Origin of the sequence: Rhizobium sp. NZLR11 (assembly GCF_019685115.1) — a bacterium.
GTDB lineage: Bacteria > Pseudomonadota > Alphaproteobacteria > Rhizobiales > Rhizobiaceae > Rhizobium.
This window is the reverse complement of the sequence record NZ_JABDWD010000002.1, coordinates 231594-252420: the sequence shown is the minus strand read 5'-3', so window position 1 is coordinate 252420 and position 20827 is coordinate 231594. Positions and strand designations below refer to the sequence as shown.

Annotated in this window: 21 protein-coding genes; 10 read left to right on the top strand and 11 right to left on the bottom strand. The window is 61.3% G+C overall.

What is annotated here, in order from left to right; all coding sequences use genetic code 11:
- Positions 1–265 precede the first annotated feature (265 nt).
- A complete protein-coding gene (locus HJB83_RS05010) occupies positions 266–2251 on the top strand; it encodes a methyl-accepting chemotaxis protein (RefSeq protein ID WP_221131355.1) in 1986 nt (661 codons plus the stop codon).
- A gap of 80 nt (positions 2252–2331) precedes the next feature.
- Here HJB83_RS05010 and mctP read toward each other — a convergent pair whose 3' ends face one another.
- The 5 genes from mctP to HJB83_RS04985 form a co-directional block, all read right to left on the bottom strand.
- The gene (mctP, locus tag HJB83_RS05005) at positions 2332–3807 is read right to left on the bottom strand and encodes a monocarboxylate uptake permease MctP (RefSeq protein ID WP_221114913.1); all 1476 of its coding nucleotides are present in this window, start codon (positions 3805–3807) and stop codon (positions 2332–2334) included.
- Positions 3797–3994, bottom strand: coding sequence for a DUF3311 domain-containing protein (locus tag HJB83_RS05000; RefSeq protein WP_164012938.1), 198 nt, complete (start codon positions 3992–3994; stop codon positions 3797–3799). Before HJB83_RS05000 ends, mctP begins: the two co-directional genes overlap by 11 nt.
- Positions 3995–4241: 247 nt before the next feature.
- A complete protein-coding gene (locus HJB83_RS04995) occupies positions 4242–4913 on the bottom strand; it encodes a response regulator transcription factor (RefSeq protein WP_221131354.1) in 672 nt (223 codons plus the stop codon).
- Entirely contained in the window at positions 4910–6295 is a 1386-nt protein-coding gene (locus tag HJB83_RS04990; RefSeq protein WP_221131353.1) for a cache domain-containing protein, read from the bottom strand. Before HJB83_RS04990 ends, HJB83_RS04995 begins: the two co-directional genes overlap by 4 nt.
- Before the next feature lie 87 nt (positions 6296–6382).
- Positions 6383–6847 carry an Lrp/AsnC family transcriptional regulator gene (locus HJB83_RS04985; RefSeq protein WP_221131446.1) on the bottom strand — a complete coding sequence of 155 codons (465 nt, stop codon included), beginning with the start codon at positions 6845–6847 and terminating at the stop codon, positions 6383–6385.
- A gap of 162 nt (positions 6848–7009) precedes the next feature.
- Between HJB83_RS04985 and HJB83_RS04980 the strand changes: the two genes are divergently transcribed.
- From HJB83_RS04980 to HJB83_RS04960, 5 genes are all read left to right on the top strand, one after another.
- Complete coding sequence (locus HJB83_RS04980; protein ID WP_207584998.1) at positions 7010–7789, top strand: ABC transporter ATP-binding protein; 780 nt, start codon at positions 7010–7012, stop codon at positions 7787–7789.
- Between the two features lie 47 nt (positions 7790–7836).
- Complete coding sequence (locus HJB83_RS04975) at positions 7837–8610, top strand: transporter substrate-binding domain-containing protein (protein WP_207584999.1); 774 nt, start codon at positions 7837–7839, stop codon at positions 8608–8610.
- A gap of 12 nt (positions 8611–8622) precedes the next feature.
- A complete protein-coding gene (locus tag HJB83_RS04970; protein WP_207585000.1) occupies positions 8623–9348 on the top strand; it encodes an ABC transporter permease in 726 nt (241 codons plus the stop codon).
- Between the two features lie 12 nt (positions 9349–9360).
- Positions 9361–10050: an ABC transporter permease gene (locus HJB83_RS04965; protein ID WP_207585001.1), complete on the top strand. Its 690-nt coding sequence runs from the start codon at positions 9361–9363 to the stop codon at positions 10048–10050.
- Positions 10051–10170: 120 nt separating this feature from the next.
- Positions 10171–11079 (top strand): homocysteine S-methyltransferase family protein, encoded by a 909-nt coding sequence (locus tag HJB83_RS04960; RefSeq protein ID WP_207585002.1) that lies wholly within the window; start codon positions 10171–10173, stop codon positions 11077–11079.
- A gap of 20 nt (positions 11080–11099) precedes the next feature.
- On the opposite strand, the gene HJB83_RS04955 is transcribed toward HJB83_RS04960, so the two are convergent.
- Positions 11100–11528, bottom strand: coding sequence for a MarR family winged helix-turn-helix transcriptional regulator (locus HJB83_RS04955; protein WP_207585176.1), 429 nt, complete (start codon positions 11526–11528; stop codon positions 11100–11102).
- Positions 11529–11727: 199 nt separating this feature from the next.
- On the opposite strand from HJB83_RS04955, the gene HJB83_RS04950 reads away from it, so the two are divergent.
- The 3 genes from HJB83_RS04950 (at position 11728) to HJB83_RS04940 (ending at position 14340) form a co-directional block, all read left to right on the top strand.
- Positions 11728–13539 carry a chloride channel protein gene (locus tag HJB83_RS04950; protein WP_207585003.1) on the top strand — a complete coding sequence of 604 codons (1812 nt, stop codon included), beginning with the start codon at positions 11728–11730 and terminating at the stop codon, positions 13537–13539.
- Positions 13540–13654: 115 nt separating this feature from the next.
- Positions 13655–13921, top strand: coding sequence for a type II toxin-antitoxin system Phd/YefM family antitoxin (locus HJB83_RS04945; RefSeq protein WP_207585004.1), 267 nt, complete (start codon positions 13655–13657; stop codon positions 13919–13921).
- Complete coding sequence (locus tag HJB83_RS04940) at positions 13918–14340, top strand: type II toxin-antitoxin system VapC family toxin (protein WP_221116797.1); 423 nt, start codon at positions 13918–13920, stop codon at positions 14338–14340. Before HJB83_RS04945 ends, HJB83_RS04940 begins: the two co-directional genes overlap by 4 nt.
- 26 nt (positions 14341–14366) lie before the next feature.
- Here the strand turns inward: HJB83_RS04940 and HJB83_RS04935 are convergent, their stop codons facing one another.
- From HJB83_RS04935 to HJB83_RS04915, 5 genes are all read right to left on the bottom strand, one after another.
- The gene (locus tag HJB83_RS04935; RefSeq protein ID WP_207585006.1) at positions 14367–15137 is read right to left on the bottom strand and encodes an ABC transporter ATP-binding protein; all 771 of its coding nucleotides are present in this window, start codon (positions 15135–15137) and stop codon (positions 14367–14369) included.
- 9 nt (positions 15138–15146) lie between these two features.
- The gene (locus tag HJB83_RS04930; RefSeq protein WP_207585007.1) at positions 15147–16130 is read right to left on the bottom strand and encodes an ABC transporter substrate-binding protein; all 984 of its coding nucleotides are present in this window, start codon (positions 16128–16130) and stop codon (positions 15147–15149) included.
- Positions 16131–16170: 40 nt separating this feature from the next.
- Positions 16171–17022: an ABC transporter permease gene (locus HJB83_RS04925; protein WP_207585008.1), complete on the bottom strand. Its 852-nt coding sequence runs from the start codon at positions 17020–17022 to the stop codon at positions 16171–16173.
- 11 nt (positions 17023–17033) lie between these two features.
- The gene (locus HJB83_RS04920) at positions 17034–18386 is read right to left on the bottom strand and encodes an LLM class flavin-dependent oxidoreductase (RefSeq protein WP_207585009.1); all 1353 of its coding nucleotides are present in this window, start codon (positions 18384–18386) and stop codon (positions 17034–17036) included.
- 353 nt (positions 18387–18739) lie between these two features.
- Positions 18740–19525 (bottom strand): IclR family transcriptional regulator, encoded by a 786-nt coding sequence (locus HJB83_RS04915; RefSeq protein WP_221131351.1) that lies wholly within the window; start codon positions 19523–19525, stop codon positions 18740–18742.
- A gap of 219 nt (positions 19526–19744) precedes the next feature.
- On the opposite strand from HJB83_RS04915, the gene HJB83_RS04910 reads away from it, so the two are divergent.
- Positions 19745–20815 carry an ABC transporter substrate-binding protein gene (locus HJB83_RS04910; RefSeq protein ID WP_221131350.1) on the top strand — a complete coding sequence of 357 codons (1071 nt, stop codon included), beginning with the start codon at positions 19745–19747 and terminating at the stop codon, positions 20813–20815.
- Positions 20816–20827: the final 12 nt, after the last annotated feature.

Sequence of the window (20827 nt, the reverse complement as noted above, 5' to 3'; positions counted from 1 at the left end):
ATATGACGCCCTGCCGGCTTCGTTTACACTCTCTAAAATATCTCCCCCTATTTTTAAGGGTATCGGAGCGACGTTCTGAGGATCGTCACCTACGCCATGATGGCCGGCCAGGTATACCGAAATCTCGCATGAATCGACGTTGTTACGCTGACGCTCGCCCCGCTTTAGGCGCGACGCGCGCAGTAGTGCACGGCGGACGCATTCGGGCACAGATCCTGGTCATAGACACCTTTGACAAACCTCGCCAACACGATGGAGCGTGGCAATGGATACTATTAAAAGTTTCGGGATCGCGATGCGTCTCGCTCTTGGCTTCAGCTTCCTGATTGTGCTGATGGCCGGCCTGAGCATCTACTCGGCGGTACAGGTCGATGAGATCAACAGCAACCTTGGAACGATCAACGACGTCAACAGCGTCAAGCAGCGGTTTGCCATCAACTATCGCGGCAGCGTGCACGATCGGGCGATTGCCATTCGCGACGTCACTCTGGTGACCTCTGCCGATGAACGCAAAGCGGCCGAGGCATTGATCGAAAAGCTGGCCGCCACCTACGCCGAGAATGAAAAGCGCATGGCGGATATGGTTGCATCTCCGGCAGGTGCGACGGATCAGGAAAAGACCATTCTGGGCGACATCGCCGACATACAGGCGAAAACCAATCCTTTGGTCGCTCAGATCATTGCGCTGCAGGAAAAGGGCGATGGCGACGCGGCCCGCAAGATCCTGCTCGAACAGGCAAGACCGGCCTTCATTTCCTGGCTGGGCGCCATCAACAAATTCATCGATTATCAGGAAGCACTGAACAAATCGATTGGTGGCGAGGTTCGCAGCACGGCAAGCGGCTTCAAGCCGATCGTGCTGACGGCGTTGGGTATCGCGGCTCTTCTTTCGATCATTGCGGCTGCGATTACCGCGCGTACGATCGTCGGCCCGCTGGCAAAATTGCAGCTTTCGTTGAAAGCGATGGCGGAGGGCAATCTCGACGGCGATCGTCGCCTCGAAGCGCGAGGTGATGAGATCGGCAAGCTTGCGCGCGCTGTGGCCGGCTTGCGTGACGCCATTTCGACAAAGGCCGAACGGGAAGCTGACACGGAAGCCAAGCGGGCTGTCGCAGAACGGCATCGGCTCGAACAGGATGCCGATGAACGCCGCACTCTTGCCGAGCAGACCGACCGGGCTGTCGGCCAGCTTGGCGATGCATTGCAGGCGCTGGCCGACGGCGACCTCACACAGCAGATCGACACGCCGTTCATCCCGTCTCTGGAAAAGCTCAGAGCCGACTTCAATACCGCTGTCGAAAAGCTCCGCGCCGCCATGCAGAAGGTTGCTCAGAACGCAAGTGCGATCGCCGCCGGCGCACAGGAGATCCGATCTTCGTCGGATGATCTCGCCAAGCGGACCGAACAGCAGGCCGCATCCGTTGAGGAAACCGCTGCTGCGCTCGAGGAAATCACCACCACTGTCGCCGACTCGAGCAACAAGGCCCAGGAAGCAGGGCAGCTCGTTCGCAAGACGAAGGACAGCGCGGAGCGTTCGGGCAGCGTCGTCCGGGGTGCGGTCGACGCGATGGGCAAGATCGAATCCTCCGCTACTGAAATCGGAAGCATCATCGGTGTCATCGATGAAATCGCCTTCCAGACCAACCTGCTTGCGTTGAATGCCGGTGTCGAAGCCGCCCGCGCCGGTGAAGCAGGCAAGGGTTTTGCCGTCGTTGCCCAGGAGGTGCGCGAATTGGCGCAACGTTCCGCCAAGGCTGCAAAGGAAATCAAAGAGCTGATCAACGCGTCGAACGGCCACGTGAAAAACGGCGTCGCCTTGGTCGGCGAGACCGGAAAAGCCTTGCAAGAGATCGTCGCACAAGTGCAGCAGGTCGACGGCAATGTCGGCGCTATTGTCGGCGCTTCGCAAGAGCAGGCAACGAGTCTGAAGGAGATCAACACCGCTGTCAACAGGATGGATCAGGGCACGCAGCAGAACGCAGCCATGGTGGAAGAAGCGACGGCCGCCGCCCATAACCTCGCCAAGGAAGCCGACGCGCTGTTCCAGCTCCTAGGCCAGTTCAGCATCGGGGGCGCGGTGGTATCGAAGCGCTCAACGCAGCCCGCTGCCGCGGCACAACATGCTCAGCCGGTGTCCTCGCCGGCGCGCCAGATGATTGCCAAGGTAGGCAGGTCGTTTCAGCGAAGCGCGGGCCAGGGAAATGCGGCCCAGGGGAACGCAGCATTGGCCGGCGATTGGGAAGAGTTTTAAATCGGACTGATTTCCGGTCAGCTTCTGCTGGATAGCAAATTGCAAAGGGCGGCGTGTGCCGCCCTTTGCTTTGATTGGTCTCACGCCCGGGCCGGAACCTTGGCCGGAAGCAGGGCATTGAGCACGACTGCGACCGCGATGTTTGCCGCAAGCGCCAGCAGTCCCGTGTAGACGGTGAAGGGCTCGCCGCCGAGGCTGATCATATGCAGCGGTTTCCAACCGGCATCCCAGACCAGGAAGGTGCCGCCGCAGAAGCCGACGAACCAACCGGCCAGCAAAGCGGGTGCTCGAAACCAGTTGGTGTAAAGGCCGAAGACCAGGGCCGGAAGTGTCTGCAGGATCCAGATGCCGCCGAGCAGCTGCAGGTCGAGTGCGAACTGCGTCGGCAGGAAGATGATGACGAGCAGCGCACCGACCTTCACCACCAACGAGGTGATCTTTGCGACCTTCGCCTCTCCCGCATCGCTGACCTTCGGATCGACATAGGCTTTCCAGAAGTTGCGGGTGAAGAGATTGGCGGCACCAATGCTCATCACCGCCGCCGGCACCAGCGCGCCGATGGCGATCGCCGCAAAGGCGAAGCCGGAGAACCAGCCCGAAAACAGCGTCTTGAACAGGGTCGGAACGACATCATTGGCACTGTCGAGCTTCAGATTGGCGGCATGACCCATATAGCCGAGCAGTGCCAGAAGACCGAGCAGCAGCGTATAGGCGGGCAGCATGATCGCGTTCTTGCGGATCGTCTTGCCGCTGTTGGAGGCAAAGATGCCTGTCAGCGTATGCGGATACATGAAGGCGGCAAGCGCCGAACCCAGCGCCAGCGTGGCATAGGCGACATATTGATTGCCGCCGAGCAGCAGGTTGCCGGAGCCCTTGGCCTGGAAGGCCGCATCGGCCGAGGCGAAGACATTGGCGTAGCCGCCGAGCTTCGACGGGATCAGTGCGACGGCTGCGATCACCACGATGTAGATCATGATGTCCTTGACAAAGGCGATCAGGGCCGGCGCGCGCAGGCCCGCCGAATAGGTATAGAGCGCCAGCACGATGAAGGCGATCGCGAGCGGCAATTCGCCATGCAGCCCGAGCGCCTTCAGGACCGCAGTCATACCGACGAGCTGGAGGGCGATGTAGGGCATGGTGGCGATGACGCCCGTTGCCGCGACGGCGAGTTCGAGGCCGCGCGATCCGTATTGGCCGTGGACGACGTCGGCAGCCGTCACATAACCGAACTCTTTGGCGCGTTTCCACAGAACCGGCATGACCATGAAGACGAAGGGGTAGACGACGATGGTGTAGGGCAGCGCGAAGAAGCCGTAGGCGCCGACCGTATAGACCAGCGCCGGGACGGCGATCACCGTATAGGCGGTATAGAAATCGCCGCCGACGAGGAACCAGGTGATCCAGGTGCCGAAGTTGCGGCCGCCGAGGCCCCATTCATCGATATGGGCGAGCGTCTCGGGCTTGCGCCAGCGGCTGGCGACGAAGCCCATGACCGTGACGAGGACGAAGAAGAAGATGAAGACGGCAAGCGCCTGGCCGTTGATATCAGTCGTCATGGCGGGTGCTCCGATAAGCGATCCAGGTTAGCGTCGCGGTGATCGGCACCCAGAGAAGCTGATACCAGTAGAAGAACGGAAAGCCGAAAAGGGACGGCTCGCGGACATTGTAAAATGCCGGCCAGAGCAGGCCTATATACGGAATGATCAGCAGCCAGAGCGCTGCCTTGCTACGTGGTTTTTCCATGTCGGAATACCTTTCAGGCGCCGCGGGCGGCGGTCGCCATGTTCCAGTTGTCGGCGTGGAAGGCAGGTCTGTCAGCCGGCGGCGGCAGCAGGCCCTGTTCGGGTCGCTCGAGCTTTTCCGGACGTTCGGAAGCTGATGTAACGCATGTGAATTCCTCCCAGCGGCTTGCACTTGGCTAGCGGCGAATGGAGTCCTAGGGCGTCGGATTTATCCTCACAAGATGGGCGAGGAGCTGAAGTGCCGGGCTCTACCCAGAAGTGGGTAGGCGCGGATCCACGCCGACTTTCGGGACGATGCCGTGGTCGAGCGCATAGCGGATGAGACCTGCTGTCGTTGCGATGCCGAGCTTTTTCTTGAGGTTCTTGCGATGTGTTTCGGCCGTGGCGGAGCTTATCCCCAGCACCTCTGCGATCTCGCGGTTGCTCCTGCCTGCAACGATCAGCCCGAGAGTGTCGCGCTCACGCGGCGTCAAGGGATCGCTCCCCTCCTCCGCGCGTTCGCCCATCAGCGCATCGAAGACGCCGGAGGAGAAATAGGTGCCGCCGCCGGCGACGGTTTCGATAGCTGCGACGATCTCGTCGGTCGAGACGTCTTTGAGGACGTAGCCGGCGGCGCCATGCATGACCGACGAGGAAATATACTCGCGGCTGTCATGCATGGAGAGCATCACGACGCGAGTTTGCGGAAGTTCGTTCCTGAACAATTCGATCGCATCGATGCCGCTGAGCTTCGGCATGTTGATATCCATCAGCACCACCTGCGGCTGAACCTGCAGGGCGATGTCGAGCCCGGTTTGAGCCAAGCCGGCGGTGCCGGCGACTTCGATATGGTCGAATGTTTCGAGCACGGCTTTCAGCCCGTCCAGCACCAGCGGATGGTTGTCGATCAGCAGCACCTTGATTTTCGGGCGTGCCGTCATGCGGCTTCCGCCTGCTTACCGGCGGCAAGATTGGCCGATCTCGGCATCATGGCCGTCAGCGTCGTGCCGGCCTCGCTGCTATTGATCAACAACAGACCGCGGAAATGTGCCATCCGCTCCTGCATGTTGCGCAGGCCGAGTCCCGCTCTGCCTGAGGCGCCGTCCTTGCTGTCGTCGAAGCCGCTGCCGTTGTCGGAGATGGTCATGCGGGCGCGGCCGCCGTCGCTCCAGAGCTTGACCGTAAGCCGGGAGGCGCCCGCATGGCGCTCGACATTGTTGAATGCTTCCTGTGCGACGCGATAAAGTGCGGTGTTGGCTTCGGCTTTCAGCCTGTCGGTGAACGCGGAAGCGTCGATTTCCGTCTCGATCCCTGTCCGCTCGGCGAAATTGTAGCAGAGCGCCTCAAGCGCCGCCTTCAGGCCGAGGTCGTCGAGCACGCGTGGGCGCAGGTCGTGCGAGAGCCGCCTGATCTCCTTGATGGCGCCGTTCAGCGCCTCGACGCCGCGGTCGATGGTCAGCGCCGCATCGTCGACATTGGTCCTGACCTTGCGGCCGGCGAGATCCATCGCATAGCGTACGCCGACGAGATTTTGGGAAATGCCGTCATGTAGTTCGCGGGAAAGCCGCGCGCGCTCTTCTTCCTGGGTGTCGATGACCCGCTGCGTCAGCGCCTTGAGCCGGCTATCGGCCATGCGGCGCTCGTGGAAGGTCAGCAGCATGCAGGTGGTGAACACGACGAGCACCGAAGGCACGGCGATCAGCGCGACGATGACGAAGGTCCGTCTTATGTTGACGCGCATCACCTTGTTGGCGGCGGCACTCTGGGCAAAGACGTCATCGAGATAGACGCCGGTGCCGACGACCCAGTGCCATTTGTCGAGACTGACGACGAAGGAGAGTTTGTCGGCGATCTGTCCGGTCGATGGCTTTTGCCATTTGTACTGATGCAGGCCGCCGCCCGCTCTTGCCGTGGCGATCAGTTCCGCAATCACCTTGTCGCCATCCGGATCGGTGAGATCGAGCCAATTGTGCCCATGCCGGAAGCTCTGGCGCGGGTGGACGATATTGTTGCCGTCATAGTCGTAGACGAAGAAATATCCATCCTTGCCGTAGTCGAGCGAGGTCAGGATCGCCGCCACCTGCTCCTTGGCGGCCTCGTCGTCGGCCCCGGCCTTGTCATAGATCGTCTGGATGGCCGACAGCGCAAGGTTGGTCAGATTGAGGATCTCGGCTTCCTTGGTCTTCAGCATGTTCTGCTCGAACGTGTCGATGCTGTTCTTGGCGAGGTTTGCCGATTGCCAGGTGATAAAGGTGGTGATCGCAAGGATCGAGATGACGAGCGGGACGATCGCCAATGCGATGATCTGGTGTCGTAACGTCAATGGTCATTCCTCCCCGGGGATCTGCACGCGGAATTATGCCCTTTGTCCTATGTGAGTCCAGTCGCTGCAGGTGAGACAGGACGATCGCTATTTCAGGGGCACGAACAGGCCGAGTTTGACGTCGCGCAGCACGACATTGGTGTGCATGCGGCGGATCTGCGCGTTTTCCGCCATGATCAGAGCCGCGATGTCGTCATAGTGCTCGACGTCGCGGGCGGTAATGATGGCGATCAGATCGACCGCGCCGGTGACGTAATAGACCTGTTGGATATGATCCTGCTTCTCCGCCCAAAGGCGGAACTTCGCCAGTGCGTCGTAATTGTCCCGCTCGATCTCCATCCCGACGATGAACACCATCGATGTTCCCGTCGCCTTCCGGTCGACGACGGCGACCTCCGCCTTGATGATCCCTTCCTCGCGCAACCGCTTCAACCGTCGCTGCACGGCCGAGACCGACAACCCGATCCGTTCGGCAATCGTTTCGGCCTTCAGCTGGCAGTCACGCTGAACGATGTCGAGAATGTCACGGTCAAAACGATCCAGCTGTTCCATCATTCAGTCCAATTCCAGTTGCGGCACTTCATACATTCTGCCGCATTCGATGCGCGAGGAAGATTATTTTGCACATAATATGCAAAAGAGGTGATAATTGCGCGAAAAAACCGCGTTATTTTATCATTATCCTTCGCAAATTCAGTTCAGCCGGACCACTGCATGTCGGATCAACCCTTTCCTGCTCTTCGCGTCGAAGATCTCCATAAAAGCTTCGGCTCGCAACAGGTCCTCAAGGGTATCTCGACGGAGGCCCACAAGTCTGATGTGATTTCGATCATCGGCTCGTCCGGCTCCGGCAAGAGCACCTTCCTCCGATGCATCAATTTCCTGGAAACGCCGGATCGCGGCCGCATTGCGGTGAACGGCGAGGAAGTCGCGCTGAAAATCGGTCGCGGCGGCCGGCTGCAGCCGCAGAGCTGGCGGCAGATCGAACGGCTGCGGACAGGGCTCGGCATGGTCTTTCAGAGTTTCAATCTCTGGGCCCATCGCACCGTGCTGGAAAACGTCATCGAGGCGCCAGTGCACGTCATGGGCATTTCAAAGCGCGAGGCGATCGAAAAGGCCGAAGCCCTGCTCCACAAGGTCGGGCTCTTTGACAAGCGCGACGCCTATCCCGCCTTCCTGTCCGGCGGCCAGCAGCAGCGCGCGGCGATTGCGAGGGCGCTCTGCGTCGATCCCGCCGTCATGCTGTTCGACGAGCCGACATCGGCGCTCGATCCGGAGCTGGTCGGCGAGGTTCTCAAAGTCATCCGCGATCTTGCGGAAGAAGGCCGGACCATGCTGATCGTCACGCATGAAATGCGCTTTGCCCGGGATGTTTCGAGCCGAGTTCTCTACCTGCATCAGGGACGGATCGAGGAAGAAGGTCCGCCGGAACAAGTTTTCGGGGCGCCGGTCAGTGCCCGCTGTCGGGAGTTCACCCGTCTCAGCGCCCATTGATCACACCAGCCATCATCGACACCACACGAACCAGGAGAATCCCGCGAATGAAACTGCTCCCCACGCTTTTCGCCGGCGTTGCACTTGCGCTTTCCGCCGTCACGGCACAGGCCGAAGTCCGCTTCGGCGTCATGAACGAATCCTATCCGCCCTTCTTCGCCAAGGATGCCTCTGGTGAGTGGCACGGATGGGAAATCGATCTGATGAACGCCGTCTGCGACGAGATGAAGGAGAAATGCTCAATCGTCGAGATTTCCTGGGATGGTCTCATTCCAGCTCTCCAGAGCAAGAAGTTCGATGTGATCTGGTCGTCGATGTCGAACACCGCCGAACGCTCGAAGGTGATCGATTTCACCGACAAATATTACAATACGCCGAGCACACTGATCGGCCCCAAGGACCAGAAGCCGGGCGCCACTGCCGAGGACGTGAAGGGCAAGACGATTGGCATCCAGGTGTCGACGATCCAGTCGGAATATTACAAGAAGTATTTTGCAGGCGCTGCCGAGGAAAAGACCTACCAGACGCTCGACGAGGCTTTCCAGGATCTCGCCTCCGGCCGCATCGACTACGTCTTCGGTGATTCACTGGCGCTCGACGCTTTCCTGAAAAGCGATGGCGGCAAAGATTGCTGCGCCAAGATGGGTGATGTCGCCGACGACAAGGAGATTCTCGGAGCCGGCGTTTCGGGCGGGTTGCGCAAGGAAGACACGGCGCTGAAAGCCAAGCTGAATGCGGCGATCGCTGCCGTTCGCGCCAACGGTCAGTATGACGCCATCAACAAGAAATACTTCGATTTCGATATCTACGGCGCGAAGTAAGCGGTCTCGTTGATGGCGACCGCGCAACAAGGCATTCTGGACCTGCTGTCTCCCTATCCTCCGGGATGGGGCGGCGTTCTTTTGACAGGTGCAGTCTCCACGGTCGCCATCTCGGCCTGCGCCTTCGCAATCGGCCTGTTGCTCGGCACGGGCGGCGCGCTTGGAAAGCTGTCCAGCAATCGCGCCCTCCGCCTGCTGCTCGATCTCTATACGACGGTGATCCGCGCGGTTCCCGAGCTGATCCTGATCGTTGGGCTCTATTATGCCGGCACCGACGGTCTCAATCGGCTGCTGGCGGCATTGGACCTGCCGCCAATCAACGTGAACGGCTTCGTCGCGGCCGTCGCCGTGCTCGGCTTCGTGCAGGGCGCCTATATGACGGAGGTGCTGCGCGGCGCGATCCTTGCTATTCCCGCCGGCCAGATCGAGGCCGCCAAGGCCTTCGGCATGGGACCGATGCTGCGCTTCCGCCGCGTCCTGCTGCCGGCGCTATTGCCGAACGCGCTGCCGGGGCTTGCCAATCTGTGGATGTCGGTCACCAAGGACAGCGCGCTGGTGGCGGTCGTCGGCTACCAGGAACTGGCGCTTGCCACCCGCCTCGCCGGGGCAAGCACCAAACATTACTTCGTGTTTTTCCTGGCTTCGGCCCTCCTCTACCTCGCCATCACGCTCGTTTCCAACGTCGCCTTCAAACTGATCGAGGCGCGGGTGCGGCGGGGACAGCCGCGCCTTGCCTGAAGAAAGCGTCGCATGAATTTCAGCTGGATCTCTTCCTATTGGCCGCTGCTTCTGACCGGCGCCTGGCAGACCGTTGCGCTGCTGGTGATCTCCGTGGTGTTCGGCTTTGCCATCGCCATCGGTCTCGCTTTCGCGCAGGTCAGCGGCGGCAGGCTGACGCGGCTGCTCGCCCGCGGCTATTGCACCTTCTTCCGCGGCACGCCGCTGCTGATCCAGCTATGGCTTCTCTATTATGGGGTCGGCTCGCTGCTGCCCATGGTTCCCGGCATCCGCCAGAGCCTGTTCTGGCCGATCCTGCGCGAGGGCTTCTTCTTTGCGGCCGTCAGTTTCACGCTGAACTATGCGGCCTATGAGGCGGAGGTGTTGCGCGGTGCGCTGCTCGCCGTTCCCAAAGGCGAGCTGGAAGCCGGCCGGGCCTTCGGCCTGTCGCCATGGAAGCTCGTCCGCCGCATCTGGCTGCCGCGCGCCATCCGCATCGCCTTGCCGACGATTGCCGGAGAGATCGTCATGCAGCTGAAGGCGACGCCGCTTGCCTTCACGGTGACGGTGATGGATCTCTACGCCGTGGCCAACAAGGTTCGCCAGGACACGCTGCTGGTCTATGAGCCGCTGCTTGTCGTCACCGTCTTCTATCTCGCTTTGACCGCAGTAATTGCCCGCGTCTTTCGAGGTCTCGAAGCGCAGGTACCCGTTCGTCGTTAGGCCGACGAAAAAGGAACCGGCCATGAACTCCCTCGCGCACCAATCACTTGCAATCCGCCCACTTTGTTATGAAAAGCCCGCCGTCGGTGACGGCGCGACAGCCTGAATGGAAACCTCTTCATGAGCACGACACGAATTCTCGATGGCGGCATGAGCCGCGAGTTGCTGCGGCTGGGCGCCGAACTGAAACAACCGGAATGGTCGGCACTGGCGCTGATCAACGCGCCGGACATCGTCCGTGAGGTCCACAAGGAATTCATCGCGGCCGGTTCGCAGGTCATCACCACGAACAGCTATGCGCTGGTGCCTTTCCATATCGGTGAGGACCGGTTCCAGAAGGAGGGGGCGGCGCTGACCCGTCTCGCCGGTCGTTTGGCGCGCGAGGCGGCCGATGCCGCCACCGATCGCAAGGTGCTGGTCGCCGGTTCGCTGCCGCCGATCTTCGGCTCCTACGAGCCGCAAAATTTTCAGCCTTCACGGGTGCAAGACTATCTCAAGGTGCTGGTCGAAAACCTCGCTCCCTTCGTCGATGTCTGGCTCGGCGAGACGTTGAGCCTGATCGCCGAGGGAGAGGCCGTGCGCCAGGCGGTGGCGGCATCAGGCAAGCCGTTCTGGATTTCCTTCACCTTGGCGGATGACGAGGCAGACATCGAAAGCGGCGGGCCGAAGCTTCGCTCCGGCGAAAGCGTCGAGGACGCGGCATCCTGGGCAGTTTCATCGGGTGCGAAGGCCTTGCTCTTCAATTGCAGCAAGCCTGAAGTCATGCAGGCGGCGGTAGAGACGGTAGCGCGCGTATTCCGGAAGACGGACGCTCAGATCGAAATCGGCGTTTATGCCAATGCCTTCGAAGGCGAACAAGGCACATCAGCCGCCAATGAAGGGCTGCATGAGACCCGTGACGATCTGAACGACGACGCCTATTCGCGCTTTGCGTGCTCCTGGGCCGAAGCCGGTGCGACGATCATCGGCGGCTGCTGCGGCATCGGCGCCGCCCATATCCATCGCCTCAGCAAGACGCTTTTAAGATAGGCTCGACGCCGGTCGGCTCATCAGGCTTGGGCGGTCTTCTGCAGCTCGAGGAGAAGCTCGATCAGCTTCGGCGCCATCTCCCTTATTTCCGAGAGGTGGGCGGCGCTCAGTCTCACCAGAAGCGCGTCGGCCTTCTCCGTCAGAAGTATCGTCTGACGGCGCCTGTCGGTCGGATCGGCATGGCGTTCGACCAGGCCCGCGTCCGACAGCCGCCCGACAAGCTCGGTCGCCGTATGCGGCGCGATGATCAGCCGCTCGGCCAGCATGCCGATGGTCATGGCATCGCCGCGGTGCCCCTTGATCGCCAGCAGCGCCTGATGCTGCTGTACAGGCAGCCCTTCCAGCTGGGCGGCAGAGGCGCTGAAGTCCATGAATTGCCGAAGTGCGAATCTGAGATCGGCGAGCGCCTCATAATCCTCCTGTCTCAGCGCCGGCACGGTTTTCTTCAAACGCATTCTCCTCTGCCGCAACGGCTGCCAAGGTCGCGAGCCATCCCGCCATCTCGAATAGATGGGCATCCGACAGCCGGTCAAGTGAGGCATCTCTACAGACATTTTCACCTTCATGCCTTCACCCATTGATTTATATCGTATCACGATATATTGACGTCGCTCAAGTGTATCCATTTCCGGCGTAGCAGAGGCTTCCATGGCGCAGCATCAACCAAGCAACCGGCCGCACGATTTCACGGGCGGCCTTTCCCGGCGCGAGGCCGGCGATTTCACCACCGACAGGCGGGTCCTCCTGCTGATCGGAATGTCCATCATCGTCGGCACCGGCGGCGCGTTTGCGGCCTGGTGTCTCGTCAGCCTGATCGCGCTGGTGACGAATGTCATCTGGTTCGGGCAGATCGGCATTCAGCCTGCTTCGCTGGCTGCCGTGCCGCGCTCGCTGTGGGTGGTGCTGGTGCCGCCGCTCGGCGGGCTGGTCATCGGCCTGATGGCCCGCTTCGGATCGGAGAAGATCCGCGGCCACGGCATTCCCGAGGCCATAGAGGCGATCCTGATCGGCGGCAGCCGGATGTCGCCGAAGGTCGCGGTCCTGAAGCCGCTGTCCTCGGCAATCTCGATCGGAACGGGTGGTCCGTTCGGCGCCGAGGGGCCGATCATCATGACCGGCGGGGCGATCGGATCGCTCTTCGCGCAATTCTTTCACATGAGCGCTGCCGAGCGGAAGACGCTGCTCGTCGCCGGTGCAGCCGCAGGCATGACGGCGATCTTCGGCTCACCGATTGCCGCGGTCATGCTGGCGGTCGAACTGCTGTTGTTCGAATGGAAGCCGCGCAGCTTCATTCCTGTCGCCGTTGCCGCCTGCGTGTCGATCTGCTGGCGCCCGCTGCTGTTCGGCACCGGCCCGCTGTTTCCGACCCATTTCCAAGTAGATTTGCCCTGGTGGGGGATCTTCGCCTGTGCGGCGATGGGCATCATATCGGGGCTGCAATCGGGGTTGCTGACGACGCTGCTCTACCGGATCGAGGACCTCTTCGAGGCACTGCCGATCCACTGGATGTGGTGGCCGATGCTTGGCGGTCTTGTCATCGGCCTCGGCGGTCTGATCGAACCGCGTGCCATGGGCGTCGGCTACGACATCATCGATGGCCTGCTCAACAACCGGCTGCTCGCACCGGCGGTGATGTCGATCCTGCTGGTGAAGACGATCATCTGGCTGTTTGCGCTGTCGTCCGGCACCTCGGGCGGCGTGCTTGCTCCGCTTCTCATCTTCGGCGGTGCTCTCGGATGGCTGGTCGGCCTTGTCATGCCGGGCAACGATCCCGGCTTCTGGGCGCTGCTCGGAATGGCGGCGATGATGGGCGGAACCATGCGCGCGCCGCTGACGGGGACCTTTTTTGCGATGGAGATAACCGGCGATGTGAGCACGCTCGTTCCGCTGCTCGCCGCAACGGTGGTGGCCTATGCCGTCACGGTTCTTCTGCTGCGCCGCTCGATCCTTACCGAGAAGATTGCGCGCCGCGGGCAGCACATCACCCGCGAATATGGCGTCGATCCGTTCGAGCTCTCCCGTGCACGGGAGATCATGATCAGCAATGTCGACACGCTTCCCGTCACCATGACGGTGGGGGAGGCCTGCGATTTCTTCGCCTCTCAGGAGAAAACCCATCGGATCTACCCGGTGATCGACGCGGCAGGCAGATTGGCGGGCATCGTCTCGCGGGCCGATGCCCTGCGCTGGCAGGGGACGCCGGACCTGACCCTCCAGACGCTTGCCGAAAACGTCACCGACGATTCCGTTCCCGTCGGGCATCCTGATGATACCGTTGCCTTTATCGCCGACCTCATGCTGTCGACGGGCGATGGGCGTATTCCGATCGTCGATCCCGCTTCCGGCAAGCTGTGCGGCCTGATCGCCCGCAAGGATCTGCTGCGGCTACGCAGTTCCTTGAGGTCGCAGGAACTGGATCGGCGGCCGTATCTGACTGCCGGGGCGAGGAGCAAATCGTGATAGCCGCCTCAGGTTTCTTCGGCCCCGCCAATTGAACCGCTCGATCCCGCCGCTTGCAAACTCACCCCAGTCCAGTTATATAGTCACTATAGTCATTCTGGTCAGGAGCTGAGCAATGCAGCCATCACGGCAAGACAATGAAAGCTGGACCGTTGCCAGTGCAAAGGCGAAGCTTTCCGAAGTCATCGAACGCGCGCAATCCGCGCCACAGACAATCACAAGGAACGGCAAGCCGAGCGTTGTCGTCGTCTCTGCCGAGGAATGGCAGCGCAAGACCGCTCGCCAAGGGACGCTTGCCGAATTTCTGATGGAGTCGCCGCTGCGCGGCGCCAATCTGGACCTTGAGCGTCAACGCGACGAACCGCGTGATCCGGCGCTGTGAGACTTTTGCTGGACACCAACGTCCTGTCCGAGGTGACGAAGCCGAAGCCTGATGCGCACGTCTTGCAATGGTTGGACAGGCTCGACGAGGATCGCTCCTTCATCAGCATCGTCTCGGTCGCAGAGATCCGACGTGGTGTTGCCCTGATGGACGAGGGACGAAAACGCGACGCGCTGGCTGAATGGCTTGCCCGGGACCTGACGCAGCGCTTCGAGCACCGCATCATCCCGGTGGATGAATCGGTTGCCCTGGCCTGGGGGGACCTCATGGGTCATGCAAAGCGGAGCGGCCGTGGCCTGCCGTCGATGGATGGCCTGATCGCTGCCACCGCGGTTGCTCACGATCTCACGCTCGCGACGCGCAACACGAAGGATTTCGACGGCTTGGGGATCGAACTGATCAATCCCTGGATCCTTTAGTCCTGGCGAAGGCTACAGCGCAGCCGTCAATGCAATCCGAACAGGTTCAGCAGCTCCTCGCGGTGGCGAACGAATTCCGGTGCGCTGCGGTCGCGCGGTCGCGGCAGATCGATGTCGATCAGGCGCGGTTCGCCGCCCTTCTCCCGTGGCAGGATGAGGATCCGGTCGGCGAGATAAATCGCCTCCTCGAGATCGTGCGTGACGAGAATGGTCGTCACATCCTCATCGCGCCAGATCCGGGCGAGTTCCTGCTGCATGCCGATCTTGGTCATCGCGTCGAGCGCGCCGAGCGGTTCGTCGAGCAGCAGGATCTCGGGCTGAACAGCCAGCGCCCGGGCGATCCCGACGCGCTGCGCCATGCCTCCGGAGAGCTGCCGGGGATAGGCGGCCTCGAATTGCTGCAGGCCGACAAGCTTGACATAGTGGCGCGCCCGCGCCCTCGCCCGCTGACGGGTGAGACCACTTGTTTCCAGCCCGAAGGCGACATTGTCGAGCACATCAAGCCAGGGCAGAAGGCGCGGTTCTTGAAAGATGACGGCGCGCTCTGCGCCGACGCCCCGCACCACCTTGCCGTCGACGAGGACCTCTCCGGTGTCGGCATCCTCGAGACCTGCAAGAACCCTGAGCAGGGTCGTTTTGCCCGAGCCGCTGGCACCGACGATGGCGAGGCTTTCGCCGGAGCGGATGTGGAGATTGATATCCTTGAGAACCTGCAGCGGCGTGCCGTTCAACTTGTAGGATTTGGAGAGGCGACGGATCGTCACCTCGCCGCGGCGAATGTCCTCAGCAATGCTCATCTCGGTTCCTCAGTTGCTTGCCGGCTTGGCATCGGCCGTGAAGAGGATGTCCTTGGCCGCCAACTGGCCTTGCTTCAGCTTGCCTTCGCGAACCAGGACGTCGATCCAGAACTGGATGTCGCGCTCGACCGGCAGACCGCCGGCGCGCACGCCATAGCCGCGGAAATATTGCGCGATATCAGCGTTCTCGCCACGCTCGCTGAGCGCCTTGGCCAGGATCTTCTTGGTTTCTTCAGGATGTTCGCGGGCATAGTCGAGCGCGCGGGCCGACTGCTCGACGAAAATCTTTGCGGCCTCGGGATGTTGCTGAATGAAATCGCGGCGCAGGACCACAAACCCCCCGGCAATGTCGCCGAGCACGTCGGTATCGTCAAAAACCGCGCGCAGGCCGCCATTTTTGAGCGCCGCACCCTCGAAGGTCGTCTGCCAATAACCGAAGGCGGCAATATCGACCTGCTTGGAGCGCAGCACCTGTTCGAGTTGCGGCCCGGGAACGACGATCTGATTGGCGGAGTCGCTCGGCAGGCCGACGGAATGCAAGGCCTCGCGGATGGTATAATCGAGGTGCGCGCCAAGCGTATTGACTGCTATGCTCTTGCCGGCAATGTCCTTGATACTCTTGATCGGGCTGTCTTCCAGCACATAGAAGGTCGACTGCACCTCGTCATTGATGCCGTTCGACGGATAGGCGGCGACGAAGTCATTGCCGCCGATGATCGAATTCAGCACGGCGGAGGTGGCCGCACTGCCGATCTCGACATCACCGGATGCGAGGGCGATCAGAGAGGCCGGCCCGCCTTGAGCATAACCGACATTTTCGAACGTGATGCCGGTGCCCTTGAAATAGCCGAGCTCGTCGGCGAGCTCATGGGCGGCAAGACCGCCTTGGCTGGCGAGGTAGCGCAGCTTGATCGTGTCGGCAGCTGCGGCCGGCGTAGCAAGGCCGAGCGCGATGACGGCCGGGAGGAGAAGGTTGCGGGGATGGAATGTCATGACGTATCCCTTTCGGAAGAGGAAAATCGGGGGAAGCAGGTTAGCGGCTCGGCTGAGACCAGCGGCAGAGACGGCGCTGCAGGAGAACGAGCAAGGCATTGGCGGCAAGCCCGAGAAAGGCGAGCAGAAGGATCGCCGCAAACATCAGCGGGATCTGGAAATTGTACTGGGCGTTCATCACCTGGAAGCCGATACCCTTGTTGGCGCCGATCATCTCGGCGGCAATCAACAGGAGAAGCGCAGTCGTCGCCGAGAGACGCAGGCCGACGAAGATCGCAGGGACGGACGCCGGCAGAATGACGCGGCGGAAGATGGTCAGCGGTCCGGCGCCATAAGTCCGCGCCATCTCAATAAGCTTCTGGTCCACCTCCTTGACGCCGCCGATCGTGGCGAGCAGCACCGGAAACAGGGTGGCCCAGAAGATCACGAAGATTTTGGAGGTTTCGCCGAGGCCGAGCAGCAGGATGAAGATCGGATAGAGCGCCAGCGCCGAGGTCTGGCGGAAGAGCTGCAGGATCGGATCGAGCGCCTGCTCGACCGCACGAACCTGGCCCATGAACAGGCCGAGCGGAATGCCGATCACGACGGCAAAGGCGAAGGCGGTTCCGGCTCGCTGCAGGCTGATGGCGATGTCGTCCAGCAACGCGCCGTTGGCAAGATTGGTCCAAAGAGCAGACAGGATCACGTTCAGGGGCGGGAAGATGGCCGGATTGATCCAGCCCCTGGTGCTCGACACCTGCCAGAGCGCGAGGAAGGCGAGGAGCAGGCCATAACGCGGCAAAAACGATGCGAGCAACCCGCGCCCATGGGAGCCGAGAGTGGAAATGGTGCTTTCGCTGCTTTTCAGGCGGCCGAAGCTTCTCGGGAGAGTCTGGTTGATTTCATAGGCCATGGTCCGTTCCCTCATTCTGCTGCCTGGAGAGCTGCGTGTCCGGCAGCCCATCGATTGGCGGGGAAAGGCAGGCCGAGGTTTTCCCGGAGCGTCTTGCCCTCATAGGCCGTGCGAAACAGTCCGCGGCGCTGCAACTCCGGGATGACCAGATCGACGAAATCGTCGAGGGCCGTCGGCAGCCAGGGCGGCAGAATGTTGAAGCCGTCGGCCGCTTCGTTCTCGAACCATTGCTGTAGCGTATCGGCGATCTTTTCAGGCGTTCCGACGATGGTGTAGTGACCGCGGGCCGACGCGATCCATTGATAGAGCTGGCGGATGGAAAAATTGTTTTCGTCTGCGATCTGGCGGATGAGGGCCTGGCGGCTCTTCATGCCTTCCGTCGGCGGCGCCGGCGGCAGCGGCCCGTCGAGATCATAACCGTGCAGGTCGAGCGTACCGCCGGTCAGGCCGTTAAGGAGGCCGATTCCATCCTCTTCGACAATCAGCGAGGTCAGACGGTCGTACTTCTCGCGTGCTTCCGCTTCGGTCCTGCCGACGAAAGCGGAGACGCCGGGCATGACGAGGATGTGATCGGGGTTGCGGCCGAGGCCGCGGGCGCGTGCCTTGATATCGCGGTAGAATTCCTGGGCTGTTTCGATGTGCTGATGGGCGGTGAAGATGACTTCGGCCGTTGCCGCGGCAAGCCCGCGCCCGTCGTCGGACTGCCCGGCTTGCACGATGACCGGATGTCCCTGGGGCGAGCGCGAGACGTTGAGCGGGCCACGCACGCTGAAATGCTCGCCGCGGTGGTCGGTGTCGTGCAGCTTCGCCGGATCGAAGAATACGCCCGACTCCTTGTCGCGGATGAACGCGTCGTCCTCGAAGCTTTCCCAGAGTTTGCGGACAACGTCGACATGCTCGGCAGCACGGCGATATCGATCGGCATGTGGAAGCTGCGTATCGCGGTTGAAGTTCTGTGCCGTGAGGTCGCCCGTCGTGGTCACGACATTCCAGCCGGCGCGGCCCTCGGAGATCAGATCCAGCGAGGCGAATTTGCGAGCAGTCGTATAGGGCTCCTCATAGGTGGTGGAAGACGTCGCGATAAAGCCGAGATGGGTGGTGAAAGGCGCAAGCGCGGAAAACAATGTGACGGGTTCGAAGCCGGCGACGCGGGCATTGCCGCCTTCGCGCGCTCCGCCAAAACCGACAGCCAGTCCGTCGGCCAGGAAATACGCATCGAAGAGTCCGCGCTCGGCTGTCAGGGCGAGTTGCTTGTGAAACTCGAAACTGGTGGCACCGTCGGCCGGCTGGTCAGGATGCCGCCAGGATGCAACATGCTGTCCGCCACCGGGAAGAAATGCCCCAAGCCTGATTTTGCGTGTCATTTCGCGTCCTCTCCGTTTGCCGCCCACAGCCCGGTGTTTTCCAGGGCCATGGTATAGGTTGGCTGTCAGGACTCTACACTACGTTCTCCATAAATTTTATAGAGAAACTTCATTTCATAATTTCGGAGGAAGAGTGAATAGTTTTGCGGGATTGGCTTGAATCTGGAAATCGACGATCGAGGCGGCCAACAAGAGATATGTCGTCTTGCGGCCGTCTTTGATGTTTTCCATGTCAGACAGGTCGACGAGCGACGTCCTGTTTCGTGATATGATTATGGGAACATGCAGCCGGGCACGGGTCATGCATGAGCGGTGCGTGCCGCCGGATAGCGGTGCCTGGCTATGCTTGGGCATCAGCCCCGTTTTGGCCGGGAAGGGGCATGCTCCAGGCCGGCGGCGGCCTTCTTCAGGCAGTCGAGGTAGCGGTCCCGGTTCGCGATACCGTCGTCGCGTGGGGTGACGAGGCAGAGCGTTGCAGCTGCATGGCCTTCCTCGCCCCGCACCGGCACGGCAAAACAATGGGTAAAGCTGTCGACGATGCTGTTGAAGGTGAAGAAGCCTTCACGCTCGGCCTGGCGCACCTCGGCGATGAAGGTCTGGGGCTCGAGCCATTCACCGCCCGGCAGACGGAAATCCTGCGACGGAATGAAGTTCAGGATGTCCTGATCCGACAGATGCGCGACGAGCAGGCGCCCCGACGCCGTCCACGGAATCGGCACCGACTGTCCCACATCCGTCGAAATGCGGAACGGCCGCGCCCCCTCGCGCATGCGCACGACCGTATACCTGTTTCCATCCAGCATGCAGAACTGCGCCGTTTCCCGCGTTTCATCGGCAAGCCGTTCCAGCGTCGCCTCGCATTCGCGGGTGAAGTCGAAATGGTTCTCATAGGCGGCGCCGAGGAAATAGAGCTTGCGGCCGAGATAGACGCGCCCCTCGCCGCCGGTGAATTCGAGAATGCCGTTACTGAGCAGCAGGTTGACGAGTTCGTAGACGGACGAACGCGGCGCACCGATCTGCGCGGCGATTTCGTTCGGCTTCAAGGCCTGCCGTTTCTGGCGCAGGAAATCGAGGATTTCGAAGGCGCGGTCGAGCCCTCGGGCGCGTTTGCCGGCTGCTTCGTCCTTAACTGCATCCATTGCTATCGTCCTGTTCTTTTGTCCGGCCAAGCTTTTCAAGCCGCCTGCCGTATCTGTCAATTGATCCCGTCATTCAATCGCGAATGAAATTTCCCCACCCCTCTTGCGGGGTAAAAAAATCGGCATAAGATCGCCTCGTCCGGTATAAAGATCACATGTACGATATATTGGACATAGATGGCAAACCGTCAAGGTTGCCGCACAAAAAAGGGGATCGACATGAAGAATTTTGAAAACAGCATTTCCGCTTCGCTGCGCCGCCGCCTCCTCGCGGGCGCTGCCGCAGCAGCCACCCTCCTGGTCTTTTCCACCGGCACTGCCTCGGCCGCTGCCAATTGCATCAAGGGCGACAGAAAAGCGCCCTATACGATCGGCTGGGCGAACATCTACTCCGTGCCGACCTGGATGAAACAGACCGAAGGCACCATTACCGCTGAAGTGGAGGAGCTGAAGAAGGCCGGCCTCGTCAAGGACCTGATGATCACTGACGCGCAGGGCAACGCCCAGACGCAGATCCAGCATATCCAGTCGATGATCGACGCCAATGTCGACGCCATCGTCGTCATCGCCGGCTCCTCCAACGCGCTCGACCGCGTCATATCGGATGCCTGCGACAAGGGCATCGCCGTGGTCAATTTCGACAGCTTGGTCAACACCGACAAGGTGACGGCGAAGATCAATACCGATTCCAGCGAATGGGGTGCGACCGCTGCCAAGTGGATGGTCAGCCAGCTCGGCGGCAAGGGCAAGATCATCATCATGAACGGCCCGGCCGGCATCTCGGTCAGCGACGACCGCCGCAAGGGCGCCCAGCCGGTCCTCGATGCCAATCCAGGTCTCAAGGTGATCACCGAGACGAACACCGAATATAACGTCGCGCCGGCACAGGAAGCGATGACCAGCCTGCTCTTCGCCAATCCCGAAATCGACGGCGTGCTGTCGCTCGGCGGCGCGCTGTCTGCCGGCTCCGTCCTCGCCTTCGAGCGCCAGGGCCGCGACCAGGTGCCGACCACAGGTGAAAATGCAAGGCAGTTCCTGGAACTCTGGAAGGAGAAGAGCCTGAAAGGCTGGGCGACGATGCAGCCCAACTGGCTCGGCGCCCTTTCCGTCTACACTGCGGTGCAGGCGCTGCAAGGCAAGAACGTGCCGGCCTTCCTCAAGGTGCCGCTGCCTGTCATTGACGACAGCACGATCGGCAGCTACCTCGCACGGGCCGACAAGTTCCCGGCCGACGGCTATATCTACTCGGATTACGACAAGGCGCTGTTCGACAAGCTGCTTGCCAAGTAATCCGCGGTTGGG

What these genes read in the sequence shown, in the direction of transcription:
- HJB83_RS04910 (WP_221131350.1), top strand. Translation starts at nt 19,745, where the DNA reads ATGAAGAATTTTGAAAACAGCATTTCCGCTTCGCTGCGCCGCCGCCTC.
- HJB83_RS04930 (WP_207585007.1), bottom strand. Translation starts at nt 16,130, where the DNA reads ATGACATTCCATCCCCGCAACCTTCTCCTCCCGGCCGTCATCGCGCTC.
- HJB83_RS04985 (WP_221131446.1), bottom strand. Translation starts at nt 6,847, where the DNA reads ATGGAACAGCTGGATCGTTTTGACCGTGACATTCTCGACATCGTTCAG.
- HJB83_RS04980 (WP_207584998.1), top strand. Translation starts at nt 7,010, where the DNA reads ATGTCGGATCAACCCTTTCCTGCTCTTCGCGTCGAAGATCTCCATAAA.
- HJB83_RS05010 (WP_221131355.1), top strand. Translation starts at nt 266, where the DNA reads ATGGATACTATTAAAAGTTTCGGGATCGCGATGCGTCTCGCTCTTGGC.
- HJB83_RS04945 (WP_207585004.1), top strand. Translation starts at nt 13,655, where the DNA reads ATGCAGCCATCACGGCAAGACAATGAAAGCTGGACCGTTGCCAGTGCA.
- HJB83_RS04920 (WP_207585009.1), bottom strand. Translation starts at nt 18,386, where the DNA reads ATGACACGCAAAATCAGGCTTGGGGCATTTCTTCCCGGTGGCGGACAG.
- HJB83_RS04915 (WP_221131351.1), bottom strand. Translation starts at nt 19,525, where the DNA reads ATGGATGCAGTTAAGGACGAAGCAGCCGGCAAACGCGCCCGAGGGCTC.
- HJB83_RS04960 (WP_207585002.1), top strand. Translation starts at nt 10,171, where the DNA reads ATGAGCACGACACGAATTCTCGATGGCGGCATGAGCCGCGAGTTGCTG.
- HJB83_RS04935 (WP_207585006.1), bottom strand. Translation starts at nt 15,137, where the DNA reads ATGAGCATTGCTGAGGACATTCGCCGCGGCGAGGTGACGATCCGTCGC.
- HJB83_RS04975 (WP_207584999.1), top strand. Translation starts at nt 7,837, where the DNA reads ATGAAACTGCTCCCCACGCTTTTCGCCGGCGTTGCACTTGCGCTTTCC.
- HJB83_RS04995 (WP_221131354.1), bottom strand. Translation starts at nt 4,913, where the DNA reads ATGACGGCACGCCCGAAAATCAAGGTGCTGCTGATCGACAACCATCCG.
- HJB83_RS04925 (WP_207585008.1), bottom strand. Translation starts at nt 17,022, where the DNA reads ATGGCCTATGAAATCAACCAGACTCTCCCGAGAAGCTTCGGCCGCCTG.
- HJB83_RS04970 (WP_207585000.1), top strand. Translation starts at nt 8,623, where the DNA reads ATGGCGACCGCGCAACAAGGCATTCTGGACCTGCTGTCTCCCTATCCT.
- HJB83_RS04950 (WP_207585003.1), top strand. Translation starts at nt 11,728, where the DNA reads ATGGCGCAGCATCAACCAAGCAACCGGCCGCACGATTTCACGGGCGGC.
- HJB83_RS04965 (WP_207585001.1), top strand. Translation starts at nt 9,361, where the DNA reads ATGAATTTCAGCTGGATCTCTTCCTATTGGCCGCTGCTTCTGACCGGC.
- HJB83_RS05000 (WP_164012938.1), bottom strand. Translation starts at nt 3,994, where the DNA reads ATGGAAAAACCACGTAGCAAGGCAGCGCTCTGGCTGCTGATCATTCCG.
- mctP (WP_221114913.1), bottom strand. Translation starts at nt 3,807, where the DNA reads ATGACGACTGATATCAACGGCCAGGCGCTTGCCGTCTTCATCTTCTTC.